A 15,788-nucleotide genomic window follows, 5' to 3' on the forward strand; every position below is an offset into this window, starting at 1 on the left:
GAAGTAGGTCGAGATTGCGATGAGCACTCGATGAGTACGCGATGAGTACGCCCATGAAGTAGCGACGGTCCGGCGGTAACCCGGACCTAAAAGGAGCGAAGTGGCTAAGGTCCGGGTATACGAACTCGCCAAGGAGTTCGGAGTGGAGAGCAAGGTCGTCATGGCCAAGCTCCAAGAACTCGGTGAATTCGTCCGTTCGGCGTCCTCGACGATCGAGGCCCCCGTTGTACGCAAGCTGACCGACGCTTTGCAGGGACCCGGCGGCAACGCCGGCAAGTCCGCCGCGAAGCCCGGCGCGCCCCGCAAGGCCGCGCCCGCCAAGCCCGCCGCGCCCTCCCCGGCGCAGGCGGCACGTCCCGCTGCCCCCAAGCCCGGCGCCCCGGCCCCCAAGCCGGCCGCCGCCGAGGCCCCCAAGAGCAGCACCCCGTCCACGGCGCCGGCCCCCGGCCCGCGTCCGGGCCCCAAGCCCGCGCCGGCCAAGCCCGCCCCGGCGGCTCCGGTCCCCGCGGCCGAGTTCTCGGCTCCGGCGGCGGCCCAGGCCCCCGCGCCGCAGCAGCAGCAGGCCCCGCGTCCCGCGGGTGCCACTCCCGGCCCGCGTCCGGCCGCCCGTCCCGCCGCCTCCGGCGGTCAGGGCGAGCGTCAGGGCGGCGAGCGCCAGGGCGCCCGTCCGGGTGCCCCGCGTCCGCAGGGCCAGGGCGCCCCGCGTCCGGGCGGTTCCCGTCCGGCCGGCCCGCGTCCCGGCAACAACCCCTTCACCTCCGGCGGCTCCACCGGCATGGCGCGTCCGCAGACGCCCCGTCCCGGCGGCGGCGCTCCGCGACCGGCCGGGGGCCACGGCGGCGCCGGTGCCCCCGGTGGCGCCCCGCGTCCGCAGGGTGGTCCCGGTGGCGCTCCGCGTCCGCAGGGCCAGGGTGCTCCCTCCGGGCGTCCCACCCCGGGCGGCATGCCCCGTCCGCAGGGAGGCGCCCCGCGTCCGGGCGGTGCCCCGGGCGGTAACCGTCCCAACCCCGGCATGATGCCGCAGCGTCCCGCCGCGGGCCCGCGTCCCGGCGGCGGCCCCGGTGGCCGCGGCCCCGGTGGCCCCGGTGGCCGTCCGGGTGGCGCCGGCCGTCCCGCGGGCGGCGGCTTCGCCGGCCGTCCGGCAGGTCCCGGCGGCGGCGGTCGTCCCGGTGGCGGCGGTGGCTTCGGCGGCCGTCCCGGCGGTGGCGGTGGCGCTCCCGGTGGTGGCGGCGGCTTCGGCGGAGGCCGTCCCGGCTTCGCCGGTCGTCCCGGCGGCCCCGGTGGCCGTGGCGGCACGCAGGGTGCCTTCGGCCGTCCCGGCGGGCCCGCCCGTCGCGGTCGCAAGTCCAAGCGTCAGAGGCGCCAGGAGTACGAGGCCATGCAGGCCCCGTCCGTGGGCGGCGTGATGCTGCCTCGCGGCAACGGCGAGACCGTTCGCCTGTCGCGCGGTGCGTCCCTCACCGACTTCGCGGAGAAGATCAACGCCAACCCGGCGTCGCTGGTCGCGGTCATGATGAACCTCGGCGAGATGGTCACTGCCACGCAGTCCGTCTCCGACGAGACCCTCCAGCTCCTCGCGGGCGAGATGAACTACCAGGTTCAGATCGTCAGCCCGGAGGAGGAGGACCGCGAGCTGCTCGAGTCCTTCGACATCGAGTTCGGCGAGGACGAGGGCGGCGAGGAGTACCTCGTGGCGCGTCCGCCGGTCGTCACCGTCATGGGTCACGTCGACCACGGAAAGACCCGACTGCTCGACGCGATCCGCAAGACGAACGTCGTGGCGGGCGAGGCCGGTGGCATCACCCAGCACATCGGTGCCTACCAGGTCGGCACCGAGGTCAACGGTGAAGAGCGCAAGATCACCTTCATCGACACCCCCGGTCACGAGGCGTTCACCGCCATGCGTGCCCGTGGTGCCAAGTCGACCGACATCGCGATCCTCGTGGTCGCGGCCAACGACGGCGTCATGCCGCAGACGATCGAGGCGCTCAACCACGCCAAGGCCGCCGGCGTCCCGATCGTCGTCGCGGTCAACAAGATCGACGTCGAGGGTGCGGACCCGGTCAAGGTCCGCGGTCAGCTGACCGAGTTCGGTCTGGTGGCCGAGGAGTACGGCGGCGACACCATGTTCGTCGACATCTCCGCCAAGCAGGGTCTGCACATCGACTCCCTGCTCGAGGCCGTCGTCCTCACCGCCGACGCCTCGCTCGACCTGCGGGCCAACCCGGAGCAGGACGCGCAGGGCATCGCGATCGAGGCCCACCTCGACCGCGGCCGCGGCGCCGTCGCCACCGTCCTCGTCCAGCGCGGTACCCTCCGCGTCGGCGACACGATGGTCGCCGGTGACGCCTACGGCCGAGTCCGCGCCATGCTCGACGACAAGGGCGAGAACGTGGAAGAGGCGGGTCCCTCGACCCCGGTCCTCGTCCTCGGTCTCACCAACGTCCCGGGCGCCGGCGACAACTTCCTGGTGGTCGACGAGGACCGTACGGCCCGTCAGATCGCCGAGAAGCGGGCCGCCCGCGAGCGCAACGCGGCCTTCGCCAAGCGCACCCGCCGGGTGTCCCTCGAGGACCTCGACAAGGTGCTCAAGGCCGGTCTGGTCCAGGACCTCAACATCATCATCAAGGGCGACGCGTCCGGTGCGGTGGAGGCTCTCGAGTCCTCGCTGCTCCAGCTCGACGTCGGTGAAGAGGTCGACATCCGCGTCCTGCACCGCGGTGTGGGTGCGGTCACCGAGTCCGACATCGACCTGGCGATGGGCTCCGACGCCATCGTCATCGGCTACAACGTCCGTGCGGCCGGCCGTGCCGCGCAGATGGCGGAGCGCGAGGGCGTCGACGTCCGGTACTACTCGGTGATCTACCAGGCCATCGAGGAGATCGAGGCGGCCCTGAAGGGCATGCTGAAGCCGGAGTACGAGGAGGTCGAGCTCGGCACCGCGGAGATCCGCGAGGTCTTCCGCTCGTCCAAGCTCGGCAACATCGCGGGTGTCCTCATCCGCTCCGGCGAGGTCAAGCGGAACACGAAGGCCCGCCTCCTCCGGGACGGCAAGGTCATCGCGGAGAACCTCAACATCGAGGGTCTGCGCCGCTTCAAGGACGACGTCACCGAGATCCGCGAAGGCTTCGAGGGCGGTATCAACCTCGGAAACTTCAACGACATCAAGATCGACGACGTCATCGCGACGTACGAGATGCGCGAGAAGCCGCGCGGCTGATCGTCGCAGGTGAGCCGGGGCCGGTCGGCGGAGCTTATTTCCGTCGATCGGCCCCGGCCGTTGCGTGTACGGTTCTGATGTCCCCGCCAAGTCGTTGGCGGGGCCATCTACCCCGGACCGGCGGGACATCCGGACACACATGTATGTGGGGACACTGTCCTTCGACCTGCTTCTCGGCGACGTACGGTCGTTGAAGGAGAAACGCTCCGTCGTCCGGCCGATCGTGGCCGAGCTCCAGCGCAAGTACGCGGTGAGCGCGGCGGAGACAGGCGACCAGGACCTCCATCGCAGGGCCGAGATCGGCCTGGCGGTGGTCTCCGGTGACACGGGGCACCTGACGGACGTACTGGACCGGTGCGAGCGTCTGGTCGCCGCCCGGCCGGAGGTGGAGCTGCTGTCGGTGCGACGCAGGCTCCACAGTGACGAAGACTGAACACCGAGCCAGAGCACGGCAAAGAAGGAGAAGGACCAGTGGCCGACAACGCGCGGGCGAAGAAGCTGGCGGACCTCATCCGGGAGGTGGTCGCCCAGAAGCTGCAGCGCGGCATCAAGGACCCGCGCCTCGGTACGCACGTGACCATCACGGACACCAGGGTCACCGGCGACCTGCGGGAGGCCACGGTCTTCTACACGGTCTACGGTGACGACGAGGACCGGGCCAGCGCGGCCGCCGGACTGGAGAGCGCCAAGGGCATCCTGCGCTCCGCGGTCGGGGCCGCGGCCGGCACCAAGTTCACGCCGACCCTGACGTTCGTGGCGGACGCCCTCCCGGAGAACGCCAAGACGATCGAGGACCTCCTCGACAAGGCGCGGGCCTCGGACGCCGCGGTGCGCGAGGTCTCCTCGGGCGCCAAGTACGCCGGCGACGCCGACCCGTACAAGAAGCCCGGCGAGGACGACGACGAGGACGACGAGGGTACCGCCGCCGAATGAGCACCGTAGAGAAGACGCCGGACGGCCTTGTCATCGTCGACAAGCCGTCCGGCTTCACTTCGCACGACGTCGTCGCCAAGATGCGCGGGATCGCCAGGACCCGCCGCGTGGGCCACGCGGGCACGCTGGACCCGATGGCGACGGGCGTGCTCGTCCTGGGCGTCGAGCGGGCCACCAAGCTGCTCGGGCACCTCGCCCTGACCGAGAAGGAGTACCTCGGTACGATCCGCCTCGGCCAGGACACCGTCACCGACGACGCCGAGGGTGAGATCACCTCGTCCACCGACGCCTCGAAGGTGACCCGCGAGGGCATCGACGCCGGGGTCGCGGCGCTGACCGGCGCCATCATGCAGGTCCCGTCGAAGGTCTCGGCCATCAAGATCGACGGCAAGCGCTCCTACGCGCGCGTGCGCGGCGGCGAGGAGTTCGAGATCCCGGCCCGGCCGGTGACCGTCTCCTCCTTCACCGTCTACGACGTGCGCGAGGCCGTCGCCGAGGACGGCACCCCCGTGGTCGACCTGGTCGTCTCGGTGGTCTGCTCCTCCGGTACGTACATCCGCGCCCTCGCCCGCGACCTGGGCGCCGGGCTCGGCGTCGGCGGACATCTGACGGCCCTGCGCCGCACCCGGGTCGGCCCCTACGGTCTGGACGCGGCCCGCACGCTCGACCAGCTCCAGGAGGAGCTGACCGTGATGCCGGTCGCCGAGGCGGCGGCCGCCGCGTTCGCCCGCTGGGACGTGGACGAGCGACGCGCCGGGCTGCTGCTGAACGGGGTGCGCCTGGACATGCCCGAGACGTACGTCAGCGGGAAGCCGGTCGCCGTGTACGGGCCGGGCGAGCGGCTGCTGGCGCTGGTGGAGAGCCAGCGGGGCAAGGCGAAGAGCCTGGCGGTGTTCGGCTAGGGCGTGCCGTTCGGGCCCTGCCGGTTCCGGCGCCGGGCGCTCGCGCGTGCGGACCTCCGAGACCGGGCGGGATGCGAAAGTCACGCCCGAGGGGTCCCGGCCACGGCCGGGACCCATCCCGTGTTCCCAAACCCGGGGCGGGCTCCTGAGGAGCCCGCCCCAGGTGTTTTCACCCGGCGGGGCAGGCGCTCGTAGTGAAAGAGGGGAGCACTGGGGGGCGCTTTCGCTCGGCGTTCTTCTCGGGCGGATCATCCCAGAACTACCGTTTCGGACATGCGACGCGGGGACGGTGACGGGGGCCGGGAGACACTGGTACGGATCTGTGATCTGGCGGGACGTACCCGGGGGACGGGCTTCGTCGCCGATGACCGCGGCACCGTGGTCACCAGCCACGAGGTGGTGGACGGGCTCACCCGGGTGGTGCTGCACGCCCCCGGCGAGCGGACCTGCCTCGCCGAGGCCGACGCCGTCACCCCGCTGCCGGAGGCGGGGCTCGCGCTGGTGCGCACCGAGGGACTGGACGTGCGCCCCCTGCCCGTTGCCGCCCGGGAGACGGTCGCGCCGGGCACGTATGTGCGGATCGCCGCGCACGGCTGGCGCGAGGCGCGGGTGCTCGGCGAGTCGCCCGTCACCTACACCGCCACCGACCGCTTCCACCTCCTCGGCTCCGCCCTGGAGCTGGCGATCGGCACCGAGGGCGCCGACGCGCTGCGGCTCGGCGGCGAGGCCGCGGGCGGGCCGGTCCTGGACGCGGCGACCGGTGCGGTGCTCGGGGTGCTCGGGACCGCGCTGCACGCCGCGCACCGGGCGGCCGGGTTCGCGGTGCCGCTGCGGCCCGACGGCGGCCCGCTCCAGGAACTGCTGCGGCGCAACGCCTCGACCGTCCCGGGGTACGGAGAGGACCTCAACCTGGCGGGCGCGCTCCAGCTCACCGCGACCTCCGTGGGCTCGGCCGGCGGCCCCGGCGAACGGCGCGAGCCGGTCGAACGGCGGCTCACCGTACGACACTTCGCCGACTTCGCGGCCGGAACCGCCCGTGTCCTCGGCCTGGTCGGCGACCCCGGCACGGGCCGCACCACCGAACTCGCCGCCCTCGCCGCCCGCCGCGCCCGGGGCGCCGAACCCGCCCCCACGGTGTGGCTGCGCGGCGCCGATCTGCGCGCGGGGGACGCTTCGGTGGCCGACGCGGTGGCACGGGCGCTGCGGCAGGCGGGGCGGATCGTGGCGGCCGCGGGGGCGCCCGGCGACATGGAGTGCGCCACCCCGGAGCGAGTGGCCCGCCTCGCCTCCGACGCCGGACGCCCCCTGCTCGTCCTGCTGGACGGACCCGAGGAGATGCCGCCCGTCCTCGCGCACCGGCTGCCCGAGTGGACGGCCGGGACGGCCGCCTGGCTGGCCGGGACCGGGGCGCGCCTGGTGGTCGCCTGCCGCCCCGAGCACTGGGAGCAGGCCGGGGCGCTCTTCCCGCCCGAGGTGCTGTACCCGGCCGAGGCGCCCCGGCTGCCGCCCGCCGTGCGGATCGGTGACCTCTCCCGCAAGGAGGCGGCCCGGGCCCGGGAGCGGTACGGCATCCCCGACGACGCCCTGGCCGACGGCGCCGGGCGCCATCCGCTGACCCTGCGGCTGCTCGCCGAGGTGCGCGAGGCGCTGCCGGGCGAGGTGCCGGGCCACCCCGGCCGCGAGGACGTCTTCGCCGCCCATCTGGACCTGATGTGCCTGCGCATCGCGGTACGGCTGGCCGCGGCCGGGCGCCCCGCGCCGCGCGGGGCGGCCGTGCGGCGCCTCGCCGCCCGGGTCTCCGGCCGGGTCCACGAGGCGGCCCGGCGGTGCCTGGGCCCCGGCCAGGGCGAACTGGACCGCGAGAACTTCGAGGAGATCTTCCCCTGGCGCACCGGCTGGGCCTCGGCGGTCCTGACCGAGGGCCTGCTGGTCCCGGCGGGCTCCGGCTACCGCTTCGCGCACGAGGAGCTCGCGGACTGGCTCCAGGCCGCCCACCTCGACCTGGGCGCGGCCCTGCACGCCCTGGTCCACCGCTGGTGCGAGGACGCACCCGGCAGCGAGGACCCCGCCCCGGCCCGGCTGCCGTCCCGCCCCGGCACGAGCGGCCCGGGCGACGCGACGCGGTACGTACCGCCCCCGCCCGGATCGCGCGGCGCCCGGGGAGCGGACCCGCAGGATGCCCCGCCCCCGTGGACGCCCCCCGGGCCGCCGTCCCCCGGTGTCGTCCCCGACCAGCGCCGCGCACCGCGCCGGGAGGACGGCGGACGGGGCAGGCGCCCGCGCCAGGGACCGCCGCCGCCCGCGCCCGGCGCGCGCTCTGCGCCGCCGTGCGACGAGCCCCGCACCCTGCCCGTCCCCCGCCACCGCATCGGCCCCGTCCTGCAGGCCCTGCTGCTCCTCGACCGCGAGCAGGGGGCCGACCGGCTCGCCCCGCACCTGGCCGGGCTGGTGGACGCACTCGACCGGCTCGCGGCCGGGGCCGGGACGGCCGCGCCGGACCGGGCGGAGGACGCCGGCTGGTGGGCGGTGCACCTGCTCACCCAGACGCTGCTGCGGGTGCCCGAGCCCCGTTCGTACCTCGGTGTGCTGCGGCTGCTCGCGGACCGGATCAGCGAACGGTCGGTGCGCGAGGGCGGGCCCGGGCGCCTCGGCGGGCTCGGCACGTTCGGGCCGTGGTTCTGGCAGCGGCTGCGCATCGGCGACGACCGCCGGATGGAGCTGATGCGGCGCCTGGTCCCCGCCGACGGGGCGCCGGGCCACGCGCCCGGCTGGGAGCGGTACCTCGACGCCGTGGACCGGCGCCTGGCGGCTGAGCCCCGGAGCGTACAGCCGCTGCTGTGCCGGTGGTTCACCGACGAGCGGCCGCTGCCCGCGCCGCCGGGCGCCGAGCTGCGCCCGACCGTCGCCGCGGCCGCACAGGCCCTGCTCTACGCCCGCCGCTCACTCGCCGTCGACGACCTCACCGAGGCGCTGGTGGCCACGGCGCACCCGCGCGCCGACGAACTCCTGGCCGCGCTCGCCGAGGACGAGCCGTCCGCGCTCTGCCGGGCCGTGGACCGCTGGGCCCACGACGACCGGCCCGAACGACGGGTGGCCGCCGCCGCGTACGGGCCGCGCGTCGCGCCGTACGCCACCACCGGCGCCGACCGCGACCTGCTGCGCTACGCGGCGCTCGCCCTGCTCGCCAGGCCCGCCGACACCCCGCTGCACGGCGCCGCGCTCGGCCTGCTCGTCCGCGACCCGTGCACCCGCGCGCACCACCTCGACACCGCGCTCGCCCGGTACACGGACGGCGACCTGGGACTGCCCTCCTCCGCGCTCCTGGCCGCCCTCGCCACCCACCCCGAGCCGGTCCTCGCCGCCTTCCAGACGCGTCTGGACCAGCGGGGTGACGCCGCCGCCGAGGTGCTGGCGGCGCTCGCCGAGATCAACACGCCCGCGCTCGCCCGCCGCGCGGCCGCCCTCGTCCGGCACTACGTGGACCGCCACCCCGAGGGCGCGGCCCACACCGCCGCCTTTGTGGAGCGGCGCCTCGAGTACGGCCCGGCGGCGCGCGCCGTGCTCTTCCCGCTGGTCACCTCGGTACTGCGGGGCTGTTCCCCGCATGTGCGGCAGGCGCTGGCGCCGGTGCTCGCCGCGCCCGGCAGCCGCACCTCGCGCCCCCTGCGGGCCGAACTCCTGGACGTCCTGCTCGAATACGAGCGGTACGAGTCGCGGGACCCGGCGGTGCTGCACGCCCTGCTGCGGGCCGCCGCCCTCGGCGCGCCCGAGCGGCCCGAGGCACGCACCCGCGACCTGGTCCACCGCACGGGGCTGCTCCTGGTACGGACCCCCGAGGGCGCCTGCTGCTTCGACCGGCGCGTGGTGGAGCTGGCCAGGGAGGTGCCGGAATTCGCCGTTCAGGTCGCGGGCTGGCTCGACCAGGCACCCCACGAGTGGTCGGCCGTGATCGGGCCGAGCGCCCGCCGTATGGTCGAAGGGCTTGCGGTGCCCATGCCGATGAGGGCCGAACACGCCGGGCATGGCAGTCTTAGACCTGTGTGAGAGGACACCTCTCACGTACACGGGTTCGGATTCGGGCGAGTTTCGGGCGAGGAGCGGTCACAGTGCAGCGCTGGCGTGGCTTGGAGGACATTCCCCAGGACTGGGGACGCAGCGTCGTCACCATCGGCTCCTACGACGGGGTGCACCGCGGGCATCAGGTGATCATCGGGCGGGCCGTGGCGCGCGCCCGCGAGCTGGGCATTCCCTCCGTCGTGGTGACCTTCGACCCGCACCCCAGCGAGGTGGTGCGCCCCGGCAGCCACCCGCCGCTGCTCGCCCCGCACCACCGGCGCGCCGAGCTGATGGCGGACCTGGGCGTGGACGCGCTGTTGATCCTCCCCTTCACCAGCGAGTTCTCGAAGCTGTCACCGGCCGAGTTCGTGGTGAAGGCGCTCGTGGACAAGCTGCACGCGCGCGTGGTCGTCGAGGGCCCCAACTTCCGCTTCGGCCACAAGGCGGCCGGCAACGTGGACTTCCTGGCCGAGCTGGGCGAGACGTACGACTACGAGGTGGACGTCATCGACCTCTTCGTCAGCGGCGAGGCGGGCGGCGGGCAGCCGTTCTCCTCGACCCTGACCCGGCGCCTGGTCGCCGAGGGCGACGTGGCGGGCGCTGCCGAGATCCTGGGCCGCCCGCACCGGGTCGAGGGCGTCGTGGTGCGCGGCGCGCAGCGCGGCCGCGAGCTGGGCTACCCGACGGCGAACGTGGAGACACTGCCGCACACCGCGATCCCCGCGGACGGGGTCTACGCGGGCTGGCTCACCGCCAACGGCGAGCGGATGCCCGCCGCGATCTCGGTCGGCACCAACCCGCAGTTCGACGGCACCGAGCGCACGGTCGAGGCGTACGCGATCGACCGCGTCGGCCTCGACCTGTACGGGCTGCACGTCGCCGTCGACTTCCTCGCCTATGTGCGCGGCCAGGAGAAGTTCGTGTCGATCGAGGCGCTGCTGGAGGCGATCGGGCGCGATGTGAAGCGCTCGACGGAGCTGATCGAGGCGCACGAGGCACAGGCGTAACCACCGGCAGGGCCCCGGCCCGCCGGTGCCGGGCGCGGCCGCGCGTCCCGCCGTACCGCACACCGAAGGGCCCGTACCGTCGCCAAGACGGTACGGGCCCTTCGGTGTTGCCGCTCCTACTGCTGAGGCGGCTGCTGCTGCCAGCCCTGCGGCGGCTGCTGGCCGCCGTACGGCTGGGGCGGCTGCGGCTGCTGGGGGGCATACGGCTGCGGCTGGGCCTGCCCGGGGAAGGGCTGGCCGGGTGCGGGCTGCCCCGGGGCCTGCTGGCCGGGGGTCTGCTGGCCCGGGATGTGCGGCTGGCCGGGGACGGGCTGGCCGGGCTGCGGCGCGTACTGGCCCGGCATCGGCGGAGCCATGTGCGGCGGCGGGTTGACCCCGTCCCCGGTCCAGAGCCCCTGCTGCTGCTGGGCCCGGACGAAGTCCTCGGCCACCAGCGCCGACAGGTGGAAGTACGCCTCGCGCGTCTTCGGCCGCATCATGTCGAGGTCGACCTCGGCGCCCGCCGCCAGATGCTCGTCGAACGGGACCACCACGACCCCGCGGCAGCGCGTCTGGAAGTGCTGGACGATGTCGTCCACCTTGATCATCTTGCCGGTCTCGCGGACCCCGGAGATGACGGTGAGCGAGCGCTGGACCAGGTCCGCGTAGCCGTGCGCGGAGAGCCAGTCCAGGGTCGTGGACGCACTCGACGCGCCGTCCACCGACGGGGTGGAGATGATGATCAGCTGGTCCGCGAGGTCGAGGACGCCGCGCATCGCCGAGTACAGCAGACCCGTACCCGAGTCGGTGAGGATGATCGGGTACTGCTTGCCGAGGACGTCTATCGCCCGCCGGTAGTCCTCGTCGTTGAACGTCGTGGACACGGCCGGGTCGACGTCGTTGGCGATGATCTCCAGACCCGACGGCGCCTGCGAGGTGAACCGGCGGATGTCCATGTACGAGTTGAGGTACGGGATCGCCTGGACGAGGTCGCGGATGGTGGCCCCGGTCTCGCGGCGCACCCGGCGGCCGAGCGTGCCCGCGTCCGGGTTGGCGTCGATCGCCAGGATCTTGTCCTGCCGCTCGGTCGCCAGCGTCGCGCCCAGCGCCGTGGTGGTCGTCGTCTTGCCGACACCGCCCTTGAGGGAGATGACCGCGATCCGGTAGCACGACAGGACGGGCGTCCGGATGAGGTTGAGCTTCTGCTGCCGCTCGGCCTCTTCCTTCTTGCCGCCGAACTTGAAGCGGGAGGAGCTGCCCGGGTTGCGGCTGCTCTTGGCCTTCTGCTTGTTGTTGCGCAGCAGCCGGTCGGAGGAGAGCTCCACGGCCGCGGTGTACCCGAGCGGCGCGCCCGGCACGGACCGCTCGCGCTGGTCGTGCGCGACGGGGGAGGGCCACCCGGCCCCCGTGCGCGGGTCCACCGGCCCGGCGGGCGGCTGGGCCTGCGGCAACGGCTGGGGCTGGGGGTGCGCCTGGGGCTGAGGCTGGGGTTGCGGCTGGGCCTGCGCCGACGATTGCGGCTGGGCCTGCTGCTGGGGGAAGCCGTAGCCGCTCTGGGGCGAGTGAGGGGCCTGGGGGGCCTGCGGCGCGGGCGAGTTCTGGGCCGGGATCGGGTTAGGGGCCGGAGTCGAGGTCTCGGTCGGCTGCGGGAACCCGTAACCGCCTTGCTGGGCCGGGGCGTTGGGCGCGGCGGCCGGGGCCGGGGTGCCCTGCGTGTCGGGGTGCGGGAAGCCGTACGCACCTTGCGGGCCAGGGGTGTTGGGCGCGGACGCCGGGGCCGGGGTGCTTTGCGTGCCGGGGTGCGGGAAGCCGTACGCGCCTTGCGGGGCAGGGGTGTTGGGGCCCGGAGCGGGGGTGCCCGGCGTGGCCGGGTGCGGGAAGCCGTAGCCGCCCTGGGGGGCCGGGGCGTGGGGCTGGGGCGCCGGGAAACCCGGCTGGCCGGTCGGCGGTCCCTGCTGCGGCGCCGGAACGTTCGGCGTACCCGGAGCCTGCGGCTGGTCGCCCTGCGGCATCGGCCACCCGGGCTGCCCGGCCTGGGGCTGGGGCTGGTGTGCCGGTACGGGCCACTGCGGCGCCGCTGCCGGCACGGCGGGCTGGTACGCGGGCGGCAACGGCGGCAACCCGGGCTGCTGCACAGGCTGTTGGCCCGGCTGCGGACCGGACTGCTGGGCCTGCGCGGCCCACGGCTGATCGGCCGGGGCGACCGGCGCGTCCTGGGGAGCGGCGTCCTGCGGGGCCGTGCCCTGCGGGGCCGCGTCCGTCACCGCGGGTACGGCGTCGGCCGGTTCAGCGGGGACTGCGGGGGCCGCCACCGGCGCGGCGGTCACGTAGTCACCGGAGTCGGCGGCCCCACCCGGGCCCCGGTCCTCACCCGGGCTCTGGTCGGTGGGCGCGACCGCCGTGCCCTCGCTCCGCTCGGCGGCAACGGCAGCGGCGGCCTCCGATTCACCCGAAGGCGTGTCGGTGTTCTCCGTCGTGCCCTCGGAGCTCTCCGGACCGGAGTCCGAGGCCTCGGGCTCAGTCCGACCCGTACGGCCAGCACCGGCACCCGTATCCGAACCGGTACCGGTCTCCGCCGGGGAGTCTGCGGTCTGGGCAGCGGTCATTCCGGCCTCAGCCTCAGCCTCGGCCCCGTCCTGGACCCCAGCCGCTTCGGCGGGCTCGTCGTCCACGGCCGGCGCGCGGGCCGCAGTCGCGTCCGCTACGGCAGCGGTCTCCCCGGCCACGGCCACGGGGGCGCCGGACGCCTCATCCGTACCCGTACCTGCACCCGTACCTGTACGCGTATCCGTGCCCGCCTCCGAGGCCGCCGCGTCGGCCTTGGCGGCGTCGGCCTTGGCGGCGTCCGCCTTGGCCAGTCGCTCCGCGAGCTCCCGCTTCAGCGAGCCCGGCGAGAACCGCATCGTCGCGCCGCTCTCGATGTCCCCGCCCCCGAACGGTTGCGGCTCGGCCGACGCCTGGGGAACGGGAGCCGGAGCCTCGGCCGGGGCGGGACCCGGCGCGGGCGCCCCCGTCGTCCAGGTGGGCTGGAAGCCGCCGCTGGAGGGCAGCCCGGGCACCGCCACGGGCGGCCCCGCGGGCGGCGGGGGAGGCGGCGTCGCCGCGTCCGCGCTGGGCGCAGCGTTCTGCGTGTACCAGGCGGGCGGGGTGTAGTCGATGGTGAACTCACCCGTGGGCTCGGGATCGGCGTCGGACCGATTCTCGTCGCGCGCGTTCCCGCCGGTGCGGAACTGGTCCTGATCGCTGTTCACCGGATTCCTTTCGTTCGCAGGCCGTCCCAGCCTAATCGCCGACAACTCCGCACCGGCAGGCCCGGCCACCCCTCACCGACTGTCCCCTCCATCACGACGTGCCCGTGGGGCTGCCGTCAAGTGACGGCGGGCGGCGTCGTGCGGCCGGAGTGCGAACGAACCGTTCACGCTCCCCGCTCAGGGCCGGTCGTACCTGCTCGTACTCTCTGTGTTTTTCGTGGCGGCACGCGCGCGGCGCGGGCCGCTCAGTCCATCCGCCGGGCGGAGCCGAGCAGTCCGGTCTCCGCGTCCGTGGCCTGGGTCATCACGAACTGGCGGTCGCGGGCGCTGCACCACAGGGTGACCCCGTCCGCCAGCGTGGACAGCGACTCCGTCTCGGCCTGCGGGAGGTGCATGATCCGCCCGATCTGCGCGGCCTCGTCCGGCGAGACCCGCTGCACACCGACCAGGTCCGACTTCTCCAGCAGCCGGGGCGCCACGGGACTCAGATACGGCAGCAGCGTCAGCACCGACTGCCACGGCCCCGAGACCACCCGCCCGCGCGGCGGCCGCATCCCGCAGTCGCGGACGACCACGACCGGCGATCCGGCGGAGGCGCCCTGCGGCGGCACCCGGCCCACGTCGTGCAGCGCGATGCACTGCTGGCCGCCGCCGGCCGCCTGGGCGAGCGCCGTCCAGGCGGGGGCCCGGCCGGTCTCCACGGTCACGCGCGCGCCCGTGGCCGCCGCCCGCAGCGCGAGCACCTGCGCGGTCCACAGGCCGCCGATCAGCGTCACGTCGTACGCCGTCGGGCGGTTGATGCCGAGGACCGACGGGCGGCCCGACGCGTCCACGCCTATCACCATGCCGTCGTCACCGACGGGCAGGGCCAGCGCCTCCACCTGGTCGGCGGCGAGCGCGTGCCGGTCGCGGCGCGGGCCGAGGAGGCCGAAGCCCAGCCGGGCGCGCCCTCTGCGGACCTCCGGAGAGGCGGGCACGGGAGCGGGAGAGACAGAGGACGTGGTCATCAGCGCGCACCCCCGAGCGGCAGTGTGGCCAGCATGCCCGGCAACTGTTCGCGGTCCAGGCGGACCAGGCCGGTCTTCACTCCGCGCGCGGTGCGCTCCAGCTCCCGGCGGGCGGTGACGAGTTCTTCGTCGCTGCGGCCGGTTATCCGGACGTGGCCGGTGAGCGTGATCTCCTGGCGGTCGCCGGCGGCCAGCGTCAGACTGAAGGTGGTGGCGAGCGCGGGGAGCGAGGTCAGCAGGGCGACCAGCTGCGGCATCGAGGCTCCAGGGCCGCCCAGTTGGGGCCAGCGGCCCACCCAGTACGTCGTGTGGCGGCGGTCGTCGCAGCGCCAGGTCCTGGCCGTCTCCTGGGTGCGCCGCCCCGGGGTGCCCGCGCGGCCCGCCTGGGTGATCGCCATCGGGTTGGCGCAGGTCGAGGTGGCGATGGCGCCGGTCAGCTCCTGCTCGGTGAGGACGGTCGCGCGGAACCCGGCGCCGGTGAGCCGGCTCGCCAGCTGGTCCGCGGCGCGCACCAGGCACTTCTGGGCGCCGGTCAGTCCGCCGCCGCGCGCCGCCACCGCCTCCGCGCACAGCTCGGGGTCGAGTTTGAGCGCGATCCAGGTGATGCGCACCGCGGGCGAGCCCGTCTGGGCCTGGAGCGGCGCGTAGTTACGGGCGGCCACCGACTGCTGCGGCAGGTGCGGAGCGGGCGCGGGCTGGGTGTGCTGGACGATCTGGGCGGACTCCAGACGGATTCCGTCGACGTCCAGCGCGTCCCGTACGAGCGCGACCGGCAGCGGGCGGGTGCCGCGCTCCGGGCGCAGCGCCGTGGCGTCCATCTCCACCTGGAGCACCGCGGTGAGGAAGGTGCCGTCGCCCACCATGCCGACAGGGCGGCGGTCGCGGTCGCCGAACGTGTACGTCCGCAGCGCCGGGTCGCACTCCACCACCGGGGCGAAGCCCGGTTCGGTGCCCGGCGGGACCGGCAGGCTCGCCGCCCTGCGGGTACGCGCGCGCAGGGCGAGCACTGTGCCCAGCCACTCGGGCAGGGAGCGGCGGTGGCGGCGCACCACGGCGAGCAGCACCAGCAGCGCGGCGACCACACCGGCGGGCACCAGCATCAGCGTGTCGATCACCCATGCCACGAGCAGCACCGCGGCGGCGAGCTCCACCAGCACGAGTTGTTGCAGTCGGAACGACCCGAAGTGTCCTGGCCGGGCTTTGAGGCGGGGTGCGGAGGCTCCCGGGGCGGGGGCCGAAGGACCGGTGGCGGCAGGCCGCACACGCGTCGCGGACGTCATCACTCCACCACCCCCCAATCGTGCGCAAGCACCCAAAACATCCGGATTCCCCCAGCTCGGCAAGGGGTCTTGACGGCGGCTTCACCCTACCCGCCCCACAGGCCCCCTCGGTCAACAGGCATAGTAGGGGGCCGGTCTGACAATCGAGGCCCG

The 15,788-nt window shown here is 74.7% G+C and carries 9 protein-coding genes; 6 read left to right on the forward strand and 3 right to left on the reverse strand.

Annotation, left to right across the window (positions count from 1 at the left end):
• The first annotated feature begins 100 nt into the window (after positions 1-100).
• From infB to ACZ4MU_RS28070, 6 genes are all read left to right on the forward strand, one after another.
• Entirely contained in the window at positions 101-3,220 is a 3,120-nt protein-coding gene (gene infB / locus ACZ4MU_RS28045) for a translation initiation factor IF-2 (protein WP_467881809.1), read from the forward strand.
• Between the two features lie 139 nt (positions 3,221-3,359).
• Positions 3,360-3,653, forward strand: coding sequence for a DUF503 domain-containing protein (locus ACZ4MU_RS28050; protein ID WP_467881810.1), 294 nt, complete (start codon positions 3,360-3,362; stop codon positions 3,651-3,653).
• A 38-nt stretch (positions 3,654-3,691) separates the two neighbouring features.
• Positions 3,692-4,153: a 30S ribosome-binding factor RbfA gene (gene rbfA, locus ACZ4MU_RS28055; RefSeq protein ID WP_467881811.1), complete on the forward strand. Its 462-nt coding sequence runs from the start codon at positions 3,692-3,694 to the stop codon at positions 4,151-4,153.
• Positions 4,150-5,055: a tRNA pseudouridine(55) synthase TruB gene (truB, locus tag ACZ4MU_RS28060; protein WP_467881813.1), complete on the forward strand. Its 906-nt coding sequence runs from the start codon at positions 4,150-4,152 to the stop codon at positions 5,053-5,055. Before rbfA ends, truB begins: the two co-directional genes overlap by 4 nt.
• 273 nt (positions 5,056-5,328) lie before the next feature.
• Positions 5,329-9,099, forward strand: a complete 3,771-nt coding sequence (locus ACZ4MU_RS28065; protein WP_467881815.1) for a trypsin-like peptidase domain-containing protein — start codon at positions 5,329-5,331, stop codon at positions 9,097-9,099.
• Positions 9,100-9,161: 62 nt separating this feature from the next.
• Positions 9,162-10,118, forward strand: coding sequence for a bifunctional riboflavin kinase/FAD synthetase (locus ACZ4MU_RS28070; protein ID WP_467881816.1), 957 nt, complete (start codon positions 9,162-9,164; stop codon positions 10,116-10,118).
• A gap of 116 nt (positions 10,119-10,234) precedes the next feature.
• Here ACZ4MU_RS28070 and ACZ4MU_RS28075 read toward each other — a convergent pair whose 3' ends face one another.
• The 3 genes from ACZ4MU_RS28075 to eccE form a co-directional block, all read right to left on the reverse strand.
• Positions 10,235-13,348 (reverse strand): SCO5717 family growth-regulating ATPase, encoded by a 3,114-nt coding sequence (locus ACZ4MU_RS28075; protein WP_467881818.1) that lies wholly within the window; start codon positions 13,346-13,348, stop codon positions 10,235-10,237.
• Between the two features lie 245 nt (positions 13,349-13,593).
• Positions 13,594-14,355, reverse strand: coding sequence for a hypothetical protein (locus ACZ4MU_RS28080; RefSeq protein ID WP_467881819.1), 762 nt, complete (start codon positions 14,353-14,355; stop codon positions 13,594-13,596).
• Entirely contained in the window at positions 14,355-15,635 is a 1,281-nt protein-coding gene (eccE, locus tag ACZ4MU_RS28085) for a type VII secretion protein EccE (protein WP_467881820.1), read from the reverse strand. Before eccE ends, ACZ4MU_RS28080 begins: the two co-directional genes overlap by 1 nt.
• Positions 15,636-15,788: the final 153 nt, after the last annotated feature.

The sequence above is a fragment of the Streptomyces sp. NPDC026377 genome, from assembly GCF_055567715.1.

Excerpts from the sequence above, each read along its gene's own strand:
- ACZ4MU_RS28080 (WP_467881819.1), bottom strand. The coding sequence starts at position 14,355 with ATGACCACGTCCTCTGTCTCTCCCGCTCCCGTGCCCGCCTCTCCGGAG.
- ACZ4MU_RS28065 (WP_467881815.1), top strand. The coding sequence starts at position 5,329 with ATGCGACGCGGGGACGGTGACGGGGGCCGGGAGACACTGGTACGGATC.
- truB (WP_467881813.1), top strand. The coding sequence starts at position 4,150 with ATGAGCACCGTAGAGAAGACGCCGGACGGCCTTGTCATCGTCGACAAG.
- ACZ4MU_RS28050 (WP_467881810.1), top strand. The coding sequence starts at position 3,360 with ATGTATGTGGGGACACTGTCCTTCGACCTGCTTCTCGGCGACGTACGG.
- eccE (WP_467881820.1), bottom strand. The coding sequence starts at position 15,635 with ATGACGTCCGCGACGCGTGTGCGGCCTGCCGCCACCGGTCCTTCGGCC.